The following is a 13,405-nucleotide window of genomic DNA, read 5'->3' on the forward strand; positions in this document are numbered from 1 at the left end:
TTAGCCCTGTTCCCCGAGTCGTTCGATCAGCCACTGGCGAATGGCCGGTACCTGATCGGCGCTGATCGTGTGTGCCATCGGCCAGGTACGATATTCCACGTCGTAGCCCATGCCGATCAGGCGTTCGGCGGCACGTTGGCCGAGCGTCTCGTCCACGACCGGGTCCTGAGTGCCGTGATGAATCTCGATCGGTGTGCCGCGATTGGCGTCATCCGTTTTGATGCTGTCGGCCGTGGCGAAGTAGGTCGACATCGCCAGCACGCCGGCCAGCGGCTCGGGATAGGTCAGGGCCGCTTCATAGGCGACGGCGCCGCCCTGAGAGAAACCGGCCAGCACGATGCGCCGGCTGTCGATGCCGCTGGCGATCTGCTCATCGATCAATTGATGAATGCGTTGTGCCGAGGCCTTGAGCTGGGCTTCATCAATCTCGCGATTGAGCGCCATGCTGGTGATGTCATACCAGGCCGGCATGGTCATGCCGTTGTTGATGGTGACCGGCAGCATGGGGGCGCTGGGCGAGACAAAGCGCACCGCCAGGTCGTCCGGCAGTGACAGCGCCGGAATGAGCGGGTCGAAATCGTGGGCACTGGCCCCAAGGCCATGCAAAATGATAACCACGGCAGTGGCCGGCGTGTGTTCGGGTTCGATGACGACGGGGGGCTGTTCGGTCATGGCATGTCCTGAGATGGTCTAGTGAAGATCACCGGATGGTGCGCGAGTGCGGTGGCGCTGTCCATGGGTACTGGTGGCATCAAACGGGATCGGCCAGGCTTGAAGGGCTGTCACTGATCAATCAACAGGATACTGCCATGAAATCTCAAACCCTCTGGACCCTCGTCGGCACCGCTACGGCGGCGGCGACCGGAATCGCCATGCGTCAGGCCATGAAAAAGACCTTCCGCCATGGCGTTTTTGAGCCGCCCATCAATCCCGATCGCGACGACGTCGAGTGGCGCCAGGCACTCCTTTGGGGGGCGGCCAGCGGCATGGCAGTGGGTGCTGCCCGCATCGTGGGCTGGAAAGTAGCCTCGGCGGGCATGCGTCGTACCCGCCGATCACGACGTGGGCAGCGGTTACTGGCGCGACTAGAAGACTAGAATCACCGGGCGTTGATTGGCAGCATCAGACGATCGCGGGGTGCTGCGTGATTGCGCTGGCGTAGACTACATGTGATGATACTTTATAACATCCAAGGTGCCGGGCAGTTGCTTGCCCGGCACCGTATCGTCATGGAATCACATCGTGTCTCGTCAACTCTCTCATCACTCTTCTACCAGGGATGATTCGCCAAACGCTTCGCGCGTGCGCGATGACAATGTCATAAGCCGCTGCCGACGCTCGGTACTGTCCTCATCGGTGGGCTGGCGGTTGTTGCTGGCGGCCGTCGGACTGGTCGGACTCTGGGCCATGGTGCACTGGGCGGTGGCCGTCCCATGAGCTGCGATGACCTCAAGGGTGCGCCCATTCATCTTGATAATCTGACGATTACCTATCAGCGCCATCCGGCCGTCCACCATGTGACCGGCAGTTTCGAGGCCGGGAGTCTGACCGCCATTATCGGCCCCAATGGGGCAGGCAAGTCGACCCTGATCAAGGCGCTGACCGGCACCATGGCGGCATCCGAAGGCCGCATCGACCGCGCCGGCATGTCGGCCAGCCGCTATGGCTACCTGCCTCAAGCCGCTGAGGTCGACCGCAGTTTCCCATTGAGTGTGTTTGATACCGTCGCCATGGGGGACTGGCATCGTCTGGGCATTTTTGGCGGCATGAAGCGTCGCGATGTGTCCCGGGCGCTCGATGCCCTGGACAAGGTCGGCCTGGCAGGCTTTGAACAGCGGCGTATCAGTGAGCTCTCCTCCGGCCAGTTTCAGCGCGTGCTCTTCGCCCGTCTGCTGCTGCAGGACGCGCCGGTCATCCTGCTGGACGAGCCCTTCAACGCCATTGATGAGCGCACCACCCGCGATTTGCTGGCCCTGATTCGTCACTGGCATGAGCACGGTCGCACCGTGATTGCCGTGCTGCACGACATGTCCCAGGTGCGTCAGTGCTTCCCGCAGACGCTGTTGATGGCGCGCGAGGCCATCGCCTGGGGGCCGACCGAAGAGGTGTTGCAACCGCACCACCTGAGTCGGGCCAACATGATGGAAGAGTCGTGGATCGAGGATGCCCACACCTGTGAACTGCATGAGGAGCAGGCATGAGCCTTGTGACCATGGCCTATGACGCCACGCTGGCCCCCTTTGTCGAATTTGGTTTCATGCGCCGGGCGCTGGTGGCCTGCATGGCGCTGGGGCTGGGCTCCGGCCCGGTTGGTGTGCTGCTGATGCTGCGTCGCATGAGCCTGGTGGGGGACGCGATGAGCCACGCCGTGCTGCCGGGTGCTGCGGTCGGCTTTCTGGTCGCCGGGCTGTCGCTGCCGGCGATGGGGCTGGGCGGTCTGATTGTGGGGCTGGCGGTGGCGCTGCTGTCGGGGCTGGTCAGCCGCACGACGGCGGTGCGCGAGGACGCCAGCTTCGCCAGCTTCTATCTCACCTCGCTGGCCGCGGGCGTGTTGATCGTGTCGCTCAAGGGCTCGAGCGTGGATCTGTTGCATGTGCTCTTTGGCACCATTCTGGCCATCGACCAGAACGCGCTGTATCTGATTGCCGGCATCTCGTCGTTAACGCTGGTGTTGCTGGCCCTGATCTACCGTCCGCTGGTCATGGAGTGCTTTGATCCCGGGTTCCTGCGGGCCGTCGGCGGGCGAGGCCTCCTCTATCACGTGCTCTTTTTGCTGCTGGTGGTGCTCAACCTGGTGGCGGGGTTTCAGTCGCTTGGCACACTCATGGCGGTGGGGCTGATGATGCTGCCGGCCGTGGCCGCGCGTTTCTGGGCGGTGAGCCTGCCGGGCATGATGTTCAGTGCCATGCTGGTGGCCTTTCTGGCCGGCATTATCGGGCTCAACATCTCCTTTCATACCGGCGTGGCCTCGGGGCCGACCATCGTGCTCTCGGCCAGTGGGATTTATCTGCTGTCGTTTCTGTTCGGGCGGCTGGGCATCGTGCGCCAGCGCCTGTCTCGACCGCATCTGGCCGGTTAGGCCGGGTCGGCGTTTTCCACTTCTCAACGGGGAGCATGCATGAAGATCAGAGTCTGGTGGGCCGGGGCCGCAATGCTGGCACTGTCACCGTTGTCGGCCGCCGTGGCTCAGGCGGCGGATATCAAGGCCGTGGCGACCTTTACCGTGCTGGCCGATGTGGTCAGTGAAGTGGGCGGTGACCGGGTCGAGGTGTCGAGTCTGATCGGCCCCAACGGCGATCCGCACGCCTATGAGCCGACCCCGAACGATGTACGCCGGGTGCGCGACGCCGACGTGGTGTTCATGAGCGGGCTGGGCCTTGAAGGCTGGATGGGGCGGTTGATCGAGGCCTCAGGATTTGAGGGTAGCCCGGTGGTGGTCTCTGACAACATTCATACCCGCGAGATGGGCGAGGACAGCCACGAGCATGACGAGGGTCATGAGCATGAGGGCCATGACCACGACGACCATGACCACGACGACCATGGTCATGAGGCCGGCGGCCATCACCATCATCATGACGGGCCTGATCCGCACGTCTGGAACAGCCCGGTCAATGTCGAGGTGTGGGTCGACAATATCGTGACGGCGCTGTCAAAGGCCGACCCGGACGGTGCCGACGAGTATCGTGCCAACGGTGATGCCTACAAGCAGGAACTCGAGTCGCTGGATGACTACGCCAGCACGCAGTTCGGTACCATCCCTGAGGACAAGCGCAAGATCCTGACCTCGCATGACGCCTTTGGCTACCTGGGCGACCGCTATCATGTGACCTTTCTGGCGCCGCTGGGCATGACCACCGACAGCGAGGCCTCGGCGAAGGATGTGGCAGGGCTCATCACGCAGATGAAGGAGGAGCACATCAAGAGCTACTTCTTTGAAAACTCCAACGACCCACGGCTGGTCGAGCAGATCGCCAATGCCGCAGGGGCCGAGCCCGGCGGCGAGCTGTATGTGGAGGCACTCTCAAAGGACGATGGTCCGGCATCGACCTACGCCGACATGTTCCGCTTCAACGTCGATCAAATGGTGAAGGCCATGAAACAAAACGACTGACTTCATCGCCTTTGTACCGGCTTGTTCAGGGCCCGGCCTCTTTGTGAGCGCCGGGCCTTCACGTCTGTGATGTTCTACTCTTTTGATCCGGACGGATCATTTCATCAATACGCGGCCCCTGCCGCCGGAGTCACCATGTTTCCGACCTTTACCCTGCGCTACGCGCGTCTGCCGGGCCATTTTTTCGAGCCCTTTACACCGGTCACTGTTGAAAGCCCCACGCTGATTGCCTTCAATCGGGAGCTTGCCGAGACGCTGGGCTTTGATCTGGCCGCCTTCGATGAGCAGCAGGCCACCGACTGGTTTTCCGGCAACGAGCTGCCCCCCGGCGCCGAGCCGGTCGCCCAGGCCTACGCCGGCCATCAGTTTGGCGGCTTCTCGCCGCGGCTGGGCGATGGTCGCGCGGTGCTGCTCGGTGAGGTGACTGATCGTAATGGCGTGCTGCGCGACATTCAGCTCAAGGGCGCGGGGCGTACGCCGTTTTCCCGCGGGGGTGATGGCCGCGCGCCGCTCGGCCCGGTGCTGCGCGAGTATCTGATCAGTGAAGCCATGCATGTCATGGGTATCCCCACCACGCGCGCGCTGGCGGCCGTGACCACCGGTGAGCGGGTCATGCGGCGCATGCCGGAACCCGGTGCGGTGCTCACGCGGGTGGCCTCAAGTCATATCCGGGTCGGCACCTTTCAATACTTCGGCTCGCGCCATGACGCCGAGGCCGTGCGCACTCTGGCCGATCACGTGATCGAGCGCCACTATCCCGAGCTTCTCGAAAACGAGGCGCCGGGCCGCTATCTGGACCTTCTAAAGGCGATCCAGCAGCGCCAGGCCGAACTGGTGGCGCGCTGGATGGGGGTGGGCTTCATCCATGGCGTCATGAACACCGACAACACCTCGATTTCCGGCGAGACGATCGACTTCGGACCCTGCGCTTTCATGGAGCGTTATGACCCGAAGACCGTCTTCAGCTCGATCGACACCGGTGGGCGCTATGCCTATGTCAATCAGCCGGTGATTCTGCAGTGGAACATGGCGCGTCTGGCCGAGGCGATGCTGCCGCTGTTTGATGCTGATGAGCAGCGCGCCATCGAGCAGGCCACCGAGATCGTGCAAGGGTTCTCCGAGCAGTATCTTCAAGCCTGGCTGGGGGTGATGCGTCAAAAGCTGGGCCTTGTGCAGGTCGAGGAGAGTGATCAGGAGCTGATCGAGACGCTGCAGGAGGCCATGCGGATCGGGCGCGCCGACTTCACCCTGACGTTTCGACAGCTCGGTGAATGCGCTCGCGGTGAAGACGGTGATGCGGCCCTGCTGGCGCTGTTTGAACAGGACGCCGGCATTCGCAACTGGCTTGAACAGTGGCGTGCCCGTCTGGCTCGCGAAGGGGGCGGCGGTGACGACATTGCCCGGCGCATGCAGGCGGTCAACCCGCTCTATATCCCGCGCAACCACCGGGTCGAGCAGGCACTGAGCGCCGCCGCCGAAGGTAATTTTGAACCCTTCGAGACGCTGCGCGAGATTCTCGCCCATCCGTTTGAGGAGCAGCCCGGGCGTGAAGCCTGGACATTGCCGGCCTCGCCGGATGAAGCCGTGTTTCGCACCTTCTGCGGCACGTAAGCGTCATGGTCGCGGGATAGCCATACCCCTTGAATGCAGAGAAAAGAGAGGAGACAGGGATGACCACACCGAACAGGAAGTTCGCGCTGATCACCGGTGCCACCAACGGCATCGGTCTGGAACTGGCCAAATGTTTTGCCAATGATGGTTACGATCTCTTGATCGTCTCCCGGGGCAGCCGCCTGGAAGAGACGCGTGAAATGCTGGAAGGCTATGGCGTCACGGTCACGACCTGCGCGGCCGACCTGACCCGGTCTGATGAGGTTGATAAGGTCCATCAGACGGTACTCGATAGCGGTCGAGCGCTGGACGCTGCCGCACTCAATGCCGGCGTGGGCCTGGGCGGTGCCTTCGTGGAGGGTACGGCGCTGGAAGACGAGTTCTCGCTGATCCAGATCAACGTGATGTCGACCGTGCAGCTGACCAAGCGGCTGCTGCCGGCCATGGTCGAGCGCGGCAAAGGGAGGCTTTTGCTGACGTCCTCCATTTCGGGCACCACACCGATTCCCTTTGAAGCCGTCTATGGCGCCTCGAAGGCCTTTATCAACTCGTTTTTCTACGCAGTGCGCAACGAGATTCAGGGCAGCGGGGTACAGATGACGCTGCTGCTGCCCGGGCCGACCGAAACCAACTTTTTCCACCGCGCCGGTCAGGATGAGACCGAGGTGGGCGCGATGGAGAAGTTCGATCCTGCCGATGTAGCCCGTGACGGCTACGTGGCCCTGATGAGCGGCCATGACACCGCCTATGGCGGCGGCTCTTCTGTGGAGTACGAGGCCGAGGTGCTCAATCGTATGGAAAGCGAGCCGCAGAAGGCCCAGCGCCATCGACTCATTTCGGCGCCGGGCTCGGCCGGGGGATCGCGCTAGAGCACGACCTCGCACCGGGTGGCGCTGCTCTCGTGGGCGGCGTCGAGCACGCGCATCACCTCGCGGGCCTGCTCGGGCGTTACCAACAGTTCGGCCTCGCCGTTCAGATGCGCGACGATATTGTCATAGTAGGCGCGGTAGTCGCCGCGGGCGTTATCGATGAGTTCATTCTCGCCGGTGTCGCCGTGGTAAAGCACGCCGCGCATCGGGTCCTCTCCCCAGCCGGCCTGGCCTGGCGTGCCGCCGTCGCGCAGGGTTTGTTCCTGAGTGTCGATCCCGTGCTTGATGTACGAGGCGCGCGTGCCATCGACGGCGTAGCGCAGCGAATCATGCGCGCTCAGCGCATGGCTTGAGAGCACGACCCGATGGTGGTCATAACGCAGCAGCACATGGAAATAATCCACCGCGCCGCCGCCGGGTCGCAGCGTGGCCAGATCGGCGTAAACGGCGCGTGGCGTGCCAAACAGGGTTACGGCCTGATCGGCCAGATGCGAGCCCAGATCATACCAGGCACCGCTACCGGGTCCGGGCCGCTCGCGCCAGCGGTCGCGCACCTCGGGTCGAAATCGGTCAAAGTGCAGGTGGCAGCGGGTGACATCGCCCAGACGGCCTGCGTCCAGCAGTCCCTTGAGGGTCAGAAAGTCAGCGTCCCAGCGGCGGTTCTGGAAGACGCTGAAAACTCTGTCATGATGGCGGGCGCAGGCCGTGATGTGCTCAAGTTCTTCGCCATCCAGCGCCACCGGCTTGTCGATCACCACGTGCTTGCCGGCGTTCAGTGCCGCCATGGCAAGCGAGGTGTGGGTGTCGTTGGGGGAGGCGATCACGATCAGATCCACCTCCGGGTCACTGAAGGCCTGATCGGCACTCGGATAGACGTCGATATCCGGCAGGTCAGCGTGAACGTCGTCCGGACGGCTGGAGACCACACCCTTGAGACTCATGCCGTGGGTGTGGCGAATCAGGGGCGCATGAAAGACGCGCCCGACCAGCCCGTAGCCGATAATCACGGTTCTGATAGGGAAGTGCATGGACTGTCTCCGTGTCATCCTGTGGACGTGCGCCGCGTCATTTGCGGCGTGTGGTGTCATTTCTGCCAATCTGATCAAATGATGGAGCGCGCATGACCGAGACAACCGCCCGGGTCACCCCGGACCCCCGACGGGCCATCCTGTCGCGCTGGACGGACTGGGGCAAGTGGCTGGCCCTGATCTCCATGACCGTGGATCACGTGGTGCGCTATGCGCTGTCCAACGAACTGTCCTGGCAGTTCGGCTGGGCGAGCTCCACCATCGGGCGGGTCGCCTTTCCACTGTTTGCTGCCATGGTGGCCTGGCACGGGCTTTTCGATACCCGCAACCCCATGCGCTACGCGCGCCGTATCCTGATCATCGGCCTGGTCGCCCAGCTACCCTATATGCTGATGCCGCGCTACTCCAGCGTACTGGTGATCAATGTCTGCTTTACGCTGGCCTTCGGGCTGGTGTGGGGCGCCTGGCTGCGCCAGCTGATCGTGTCACCGCCCAGAGACGGGGGCGCTCGGATCATCACTGCTGCAGGCGTGGCGCTGTCCATCATCGTCTGGTACACCGTGGGGCCGCTGCTGGAGTACGGCCGCTTCGGGCTTTTGATGGTGCCGGGCTTCATGCTGGCGATGGCGGTGTATCAGCACTTTGATCACGGCGTGACGCGCATCTGGGCCTGGCTGGCCGGGGTGCCGATCCTTTTGATCACGGCCCAGCTCAATATCTACACCATCAGCAAGACCGTGGCCTTTTCGACCACGCTGGTCGTTCTGGTGATCGCTGCCGGCCTGGCGCGCTTCATTCCCGGCGTGGTGCGCATGCCGCGCTGGCTGTGGCTGGGCTGGTACCCGGGGCATCTGGCCGTGATTGCTTTGATCGTCTATCTCCCTTATCTGCTGCCCACCTGACAATACGCCGAGAGTGAATGCCCATGTTTTCTGATGCCACGATGTCGACCGGTCGCCTGCGCCGCGCCCTGTTCGGACTTTTACCGGCCCTGATGCTGCTGGGAACGCTGATGAGCGTGCCCGCCGAGGCCGAAAGCCAGGTGCCCATCGTCTTTCCCGAGCATGTCCAGCAGGGGAGCATGGTCATCGGGCGGGTGCCGCCCGGCAGCCGGGTCACCCATGGCGGGCGCACGCTGGGCGTCACCGACTACGGTACCGTGGTGTTCGGGATCGGCCGTGATGCCAGCGGCGCCAGTCAGGTCGGGATTACCTCGCCCGATGGGCAGCAGCGCACGGTGAATATTCAGGTCACGCCGCGGGATTTTCCCATCGAGCGCATTGATGGCGTGCCGCCAAAGACCGTGTCACCACCGCCGGAGATCGCCGAGCGCATTCGCCGTGAGCAGGCCGGCGTCAGTCAGGCTCGCACGCGCGATGAGCGCATCCCCGATTTTGCCGAGCATTTCATCTGGCCGGTGAAAGGGCGCATCAGCGGGCGCTTTGGCAATCAACGTATCTATAACGGTACGCCGGGCTCGGCACATTCGGGCATGGATATTGCCGCCGCCACCGGCACGCCCGTCAAGGCGCCTGCCGGGGGTATTGTGACCTTTGCCGACCCGGATCTGTATCTGACCGGCGGCACGGTGCTGATCGATCACGGCTACGGTATCAGCTCCAACTTCCTGCATCTGTCAAAGCTTGATGTAAAGGTGGGCGATCGCGTGGCGCAGGGCGATGTGATCGGCGAGGTAGGGGCGACCGGCCGTGCTACCGGGCCGCATCTGCACTGGGGCATGAACTGGTTTGATACACGCATCGATCCGCTGCTGGTGCTCGAGCGTCAGTAGTCTCTTGTTGGCCCGGGCGTTTTAATTGTGGCGATGACTATGGCCACCATAAGATATTTCAACGGTCATATGTCTCAAGGCATAAAGATTTGAGGCGATAACCCCTGTCCATATAAATAGCGCATTAATCAATAGTGCTCTAACAAAGGCAGGTGGCTCACATGGCAATGTCTGCAGGCGTCTCAACGCTCACGAACATGCGCGTTCGCACCTGCATGATGCTCGGTTTTTCTGCAGTACTCTTTTTGATCGTATTACTGACGACCATCGGCATATGGCGGGTCGGCGAGATCGATAGCGGACTGGCCCACATCAATGATGTCAACAGCGTCAAGCAGCGTCATGCCATCGACTATCGAGGCAGCGTTCATGATCGTGCCATCGCGCTAAGGGATGCCACGCTGGTAAGCGACAGTGAACTGCCACAGGTCACGGCGCTGATTGACAAGCTGACGGCAGATTACCGAACCGCTGCCGCCAACATGACGGCCATGGCAGCCGATGACGCCCAGTTTACGGCCGAGGATCATCGCCTTCTGGCCAACATTGATGCCGTGCACGATCGCACCATGCCGTTGATCGAGCGCGTACTTGAAACGCGCCGCAGCGGTGATATTGAAGGTGCTCGTTCACTGTTGCTGTCGCAGGCGCGCCCGGCCTTCGTGGACTGGCTGGCCTCGATCAATGCCTTTATTGATTATCAGGGCACCATGAACCATGCCGATGCCGGCCTGGTACGCGGCATCAGCGGCGGCTTCAAGACCACCATGATTATTTTGTGCACGCTGGCCGTGCTGCTGGGCATTGTGATTGCCACCCTGATTACGCGTGGGCTGTTGAAAACCCTGGGCGCTGAACCCGCTGACGTGCGCGCCCTGGCCGAGGCTGTCGGTCGTGGCGAGCTGGATGCGTCACGCCCGGTTTACCACGAGAAGGATCGCAGCATCATGGCCGCGTTGAGTCGTACGGCCGACCGGCTTCAGGAGACTGTCGCCAATGTACGCCGTACCGCTCACGAGGTCGCCCATGCCAGTGGCCATATCGAGCAGGGCAACAGTCAGCTTTCCTCGCGTACCGAGCAGCAGGCCAGCGCGCTGGAGCAGACGGCTGCCGCGATGAAAGAACTCAGTGCCACGGTGCGCCTGAACGCCGATAACGCTCGCGATGCCGAACAGCTGGCCACTCGTGCCTCGGGTGTGGCCGAGCAGGGTGGCCAGGTCTTTGGTGAGGTGGTGACCACCATGAAGGGCATCAATGACGGCGCGCGGCGTATGTCGGAAATCATCAGCGTGATCGACAACATTGCCTTTCAGACCAATATCCTGGCGCTCAACGCCTCGGTCGAGGCGGCCCGCGCCGGGGAGCAGGGGCGTGGATTTGCCGTGGTGGCCAACGAAGTGAGAAGCCTGGCCAGTCGCAGCGCCGAAGCGGCCAGAGAGATCAATGCGTTGATCACGGCCAGCGTTGCTCAGACCGAGCAGGGGGCCGTACTGGTGGATCGTGCCGGGCAGACCATTGAGGAAGTGGTGACCTCCATTGGTCGTGTCCACCACATCATGGGAGATATCAGCCGCGCCAGCGCCGAGCAGAGCACCGGCGTCAGTCAGGTGGGCGAGGCGATCGGCCAGCTGGATCAGACCACACAGCACAACGCACTGATGGTCGAGCAAAACGGAGAAGCCTCACGCAGGCTTTATCAGCAGTCGCAGGCACTGGTCGAGGCCGTCTCGGTCTTCCGTCTGCCCCCTTCGGCGACCAGCACGCCGGTGGCGGCCGAGCAGAAGCGAGCAAGCGCTGTCACAACGCGACCGACGCCGGCCCCAGTCCCCACCTCAAGGACGGCGAAAAAGCCTGACACCTCAGGGCGCGAGCGCCCGCGACCGGATGCTTCGCATGTCCCGTCCCGCGCCGCCGAGGTCGAGGAGTGGGAAAGCTTTTAAAAGCTTCCAGAGACAGGGGATGCCTCCGGAGGGCCGTCAGTCCGCGGCGTGATCGCTCAGTGACTGACGGTACTGGCGGATAAGACGCTTGATCAACAGCGAGATCAGAAAGACCAGCCAGCCGACCGTCATCAAAAGGCAGGCCAGCGTCCACTGCTGGGCGTCGGGAAGGCGGCCAACGATGCGTTCGAGCAGCCACCACAGCGGTGGGGCGAGCAGCATCGGGGGATAGAGGATGTGCATCCACATTTCGGTGCGACGCTTTCTGACCCGATAGCGTGCCAGGGTGAGTTTCAGCGGCTGCCACAAAAGCGTTGTCAGCGCGCAGACCAGCACCACAAGGGTTGCCAGCAAAAAGACGAGACTCTGATGGTTGACCAGCGACCACTGAATGCTCCAGGCATAGCCTACCCACAGGGCGCCTTCGAGCAGGGCAGCGGAATCGGGCCAGTTACCGGCATAAAAGAGTCGTTTGTTCATGGATGGCCTGTTTTGCACTTTGTCGCAGTGTAGCGCCGAGAGGGGGCTACGGAAACATGCTTGCAAAAAGGTGTTACAAAAGGGGCCCTGTTCCGGGAAGGAACAGGGCCCCTTTATCGAGCCTGAGCGGCGTGTCGTCAGGCGTTATTTCGCGGCGTCGCGCAGGGCACTGACGGCCGGCAGGGTCTTGCCTTCCACGTATTCGAGGAAGGCGCCGCCGCCGGTGGAGATATAGGAGATATCGTCGGTGACACTGTATTTGTCGATGGCTGCCAGGGTGTCACCACCGCCGGCAATCGAGAAACCGTCACTGTCGGCAATGGCGTGTGCCATGGCCTTCGTGCCGCCACTGAACTGATCGATCTCGAACACGCCGACCGGACCGTTCCACAAAATGGTGCCGGCTTCGCGCAGCGCTTCGGCGTAGGTCTCGGCGGTCTGCGGGCCAACGTCGAGGATCATTTCATCGTCACGGACTTCATCCACATTGCGGGTGACGGCTTCGGCCTTGTCGGAGAACTCGGTCGCCACGACCACATCGATGGGCAGGGGCACGTTGACCCTTTCCATCAGGGCCTTTGCCTGATCGACCAGATCGGCTTCATACAGGGATTTGCCCACGTTGTAGCCGGCGGCAGCAATGAAGGTGTTGGCGATACCGCCGCCCACAATCAGCTGGTCGCACTTCTCGGACAGGGCGTTGAGGACCTCGAGTTTGGAAGAAACCTTGGAGCCGCCGACGATGGCCACCATCGGGCGCTTCGGGCTGGACAGGGCCTTTTCCAGCGCATCCAGCTCCGAGGAGAGCAGCGGTCCGGCGCAGGCGTCCGGCGCAAAGCGGGCCACACCGTGAGTAGAGGCCTGGGCGCGGTGCGCGGTGCCGAAGGCGTCCATCACGTAGATGTCGCAAAGGCTGGCGTATTTTTTCGCCAGGGCCTCGTCATCCTTTTTCTCGCCCTTGTTGAAGCGCACATTTTCCAGCAGTACGACTTCCCCTTCCTGCACTTCGGGGTTCTGCTCCAGATAGTCACGCTCCAGACGAACCGTCATGCCCAGCAGTTCGCCCAGGTGGTTGGCCACCGGTGCCAGTGATTCCTCATCATTGGGTTCCCCTTCGGTGGGGCGCCCCAGGTGACTCATCAGCATGATACGAGCGTTTTGTTCAAGGGCCGTGCGAATGGTGGGCAGGCTGGCACGAATGCGGGCATCCGAAGTGACCTTTCCATCCTTGATCGGCACGTTGAGGTCCTGACGGATCAGGACGCGCTGGCCGGCGAGGTTCAGCTCGGACATCTTGCGCACAGTCATGTCGCTACTCCCGTAGTAATGATAAGTGGTCGGCATTGAGCGGTGGTGGCTCTGCAGTGTTGCCAGGGCCGATTTGAACAGCTTTCAGCATAGCAGGGACACGGAAAGCGAAGACAGCAGCGCCGGGCGCCATTATTGACTGCCGGGGCGCCCTCATGTGCATGAGACTTTCGTCTATAGGGCAATGGCAGCGCGCATCGCGGTCAAGTGGTCCATGGCCTTGTCGGCTCACAATGGGAACCAGTCATGACGGCCCTGAATAT

At 62.4% G+C, this 13,405-nt stretch carries 14 protein-coding genes; 10 read left to right on the plus strand and 4 right to left on the minus strand.

From position 1 onward, the window contains the following. Complete coding sequence (locus Q0931_RS05555) at positions 1 to 672, minus strand: alpha/beta fold hydrolase (protein ID WP_299258082.1); 672 nt, start codon at positions 670 to 672, stop codon at positions 1 to 3. Positions 673 to 809: 137 nt separating this feature from the next. Here Q0931_RS05555 and Q0931_RS05560 point away from each other — a divergent pair, with 137 nt between their 5' ends. From Q0931_RS05560 to Q0931_RS05590, 7 genes are all read left to right on the plus strand, one after another. Next, positions 810 to 1,097, plus strand: a complete 288-nt coding sequence (locus tag Q0931_RS05560; protein WP_120211736.1) for a DUF4235 domain-containing protein — start codon at positions 810 to 812, stop codon at positions 1,095 to 1,097. 145 nt (positions 1,098 to 1,242) lie between these two features. Next, on the plus strand, positions 1,243 to 1,437 hold the full coding sequence (locus Q0931_RS05565; protein WP_299258086.1) for a hypothetical protein: 195 nt from the start codon (positions 1,243 to 1,245) through the stop codon (positions 1,435 to 1,437). After that, complete coding sequence (locus Q0931_RS05570; protein ID WP_299258089.1) at positions 1,434 to 2,201, plus strand: ABC transporter ATP-binding protein; 768 nt, start codon at positions 1,434 to 1,436, stop codon at positions 2,199 to 2,201. Before Q0931_RS05565 ends, Q0931_RS05570 begins: the two co-directional genes overlap by 4 nt. Beyond that, on the plus strand, positions 2,198 to 3,079 hold the full coding sequence (locus Q0931_RS05575) for a metal ABC transporter permease (RefSeq protein ID WP_299258091.1): 882 nt from the start codon (positions 2,198 to 2,200) through the stop codon (positions 3,077 to 3,079). The genes Q0931_RS05570 and Q0931_RS05575 overlap by 4 nt, the downstream gene beginning before the upstream one ends. Before the next feature lie 39 nt (positions 3,080 to 3,118). Next, positions 3,119 to 4,114, plus strand: a complete 996-nt coding sequence (locus tag Q0931_RS05580; RefSeq protein WP_299258093.1) for a zinc ABC transporter substrate-binding protein — start codon at positions 3,119 to 3,121, stop codon at positions 4,112 to 4,114. Positions 4,115 to 4,249: 135 nt separating this feature from the next. Beyond that, positions 4,250 to 5,725 (plus strand): YdiU family protein, encoded by a 1,476-nt coding sequence (locus Q0931_RS05585; protein ID WP_299258095.1) that lies wholly within the window; start codon positions 4,250 to 4,252, stop codon positions 5,723 to 5,725. A gap of 59 nt (positions 5,726 to 5,784) precedes the next feature. Further along, positions 5,785 to 6,594 carry an SDR family NAD(P)-dependent oxidoreductase gene (locus tag Q0931_RS05590; RefSeq protein WP_299258097.1) on the plus strand — a complete coding sequence of 270 codons (810 nt, stop codon included), beginning with the start codon at positions 5,785 to 5,787 and terminating at the stop codon, positions 6,592 to 6,594. Here the strand turns inward: Q0931_RS05590 and Q0931_RS05595 are convergent. After that, positions 6,591 to 7,622 carry an oxidoreductase gene (locus Q0931_RS05595; protein WP_299258099.1) on the minus strand — a complete coding sequence of 344 codons (1,032 nt, stop codon included), beginning with the start codon at positions 7,620 to 7,622 and terminating at the stop codon, positions 6,591 to 6,593. The two genes, Q0931_RS05590 and Q0931_RS05595, sit on opposite strands and share 4 nt — an antisense overlap. A 92-nt stretch (positions 7,623 to 7,714) precedes the next feature. Between Q0931_RS05595 and Q0931_RS05600 the strand changes: the two genes are divergently transcribed. The 3 genes from Q0931_RS05600 to Q0931_RS05610 all read left to right on the plus strand — a co-directional run bounded on the left by Q0931_RS05600 (position 7,715) and on the right by Q0931_RS05610 (position 11,354). After that, positions 7,715 to 8,524: a TraX family protein gene (locus Q0931_RS05600; RefSeq protein ID WP_299258101.1), complete on the plus strand. Its 810-nt coding sequence runs from the start codon at positions 7,715 to 7,717 to the stop codon at positions 8,522 to 8,524. 23 nt (positions 8,525 to 8,547) lie between these two features. Next, positions 8,548 to 9,414 carry a M23 family metallopeptidase gene (locus Q0931_RS05605; RefSeq protein ID WP_299258103.1) on the plus strand — a complete coding sequence of 289 codons (867 nt, stop codon included), beginning with the start codon at positions 8,548 to 8,550 and terminating at the stop codon, positions 9,412 to 9,414. A gap of 161 nt (positions 9,415 to 9,575) precedes the next feature. Then, a complete protein-coding gene (locus tag Q0931_RS05610; protein WP_299258105.1) occupies positions 9,576 to 11,354 on the plus strand; it encodes a methyl-accepting chemotaxis protein in 1,779 nt (592 codons plus the stop codon). Between the two features lie 36 nt (positions 11,355 to 11,390). Here the strand turns inward: Q0931_RS05610 and Q0931_RS05615 are convergent, their stop codons facing one another. Both Q0931_RS05615 and Q0931_RS05620 read right to left on the minus strand, forming a co-directional pair. Continuing rightward, positions 11,391 to 11,834: a hypothetical protein gene (locus tag Q0931_RS05615; RefSeq protein WP_299258107.1), complete on the minus strand. Its 444-nt coding sequence runs from the start codon at positions 11,832 to 11,834 to the stop codon at positions 11,391 to 11,393. A 144-nt stretch (positions 11,835 to 11,978) separates the two neighbouring features. Further along, positions 11,979 to 13,142 (minus strand): phosphoglycerate kinase, encoded by a 1,164-nt coding sequence (locus Q0931_RS05620; protein WP_299258108.1) that lies wholly within the window; start codon positions 13,140 to 13,142, stop codon positions 11,979 to 11,981. Between the last annotated feature and the right edge of the window lie 263 nt (positions 13,143 to 13,405).

The sequence above is a fragment of the uncultured Kushneria sp. genome (genome assembly GCF_947497025.1).
Lineage (GTDB): Bacteria > Pseudomonadota > Gammaproteobacteria > Pseudomonadales > Halomonadaceae > Kushneria.

Coding starts and splice junctions, on each gene's coding strand:
- Q0931_RS05585 (WP_299258095.1), top strand. CDS start 4,250: ATGTTTCCGACCTTTACCCTGCGCTACGCGCGTCTGCCGGGCCATTTT.
- Q0931_RS05590 (WP_299258097.1), top strand. CDS start 5,785: ATGACCACACCGAACAGGAAGTTCGCGCTGATCACCGGTGCCACCAAC.
- Q0931_RS05580 (WP_299258093.1), top strand. CDS start 3,119: ATGAAGATCAGAGTCTGGTGGGCCGGGGCCGCAATGCTGGCACTGTCA.
- Q0931_RS05600 (WP_299258101.1), top strand. CDS start 7,715: ATGACCGAGACAACCGCCCGGGTCACCCCGGACCCCCGACGGGCCATC.
- Q0931_RS05605 (WP_299258103.1), top strand. CDS start 8,548: ATGTTTTCTGATGCCACGATGTCGACCGGTCGCCTGCGCCGCGCCCTG.
- Q0931_RS05560 (WP_120211736.1), top strand. CDS start 810: ATGAAATCTCAAACCCTCTGGACCCTCGTCGGCACCGCTACGGCGGCG.
- Q0931_RS05575 (WP_299258091.1), top strand. CDS start 2,198: ATGAGCCTTGTGACCATGGCCTATGACGCCACGCTGGCCCCCTTTGTC.
- Q0931_RS05620 (WP_299258108.1), bottom strand. CDS start 13,142: ATGACTGTGCGCAAGATGTCCGAGCTGAACCTCGCCGGCCAGCGCGTC.
- Q0931_RS05610 (WP_299258105.1), top strand. CDS start 9,576: ATGGCAATGTCTGCAGGCGTCTCAACGCTCACGAACATGCGCGTTCGC.
- Q0931_RS05555 (WP_299258082.1), bottom strand. CDS start 672: ATGACCGAACAGCCCCCCGTCGTCATCGAACCCGAACACACGCCGGCC.
- Q0931_RS05615 (WP_299258107.1), bottom strand. CDS start 11,834: ATGAACAAACGACTCTTTTATGCCGGTAACTGGCCCGATTCCGCTGCC.
- Q0931_RS05595 (WP_299258099.1), bottom strand. CDS start 7,622: ATGCACTTCCCTATCAGAACCGTGATTATCGGCTACGGGCTGGTCGGG.
- Q0931_RS05570 (WP_299258089.1), top strand. CDS start 1,434: ATGAGCTGCGATGACCTCAAGGGTGCGCCCATTCATCTTGATAATCTG.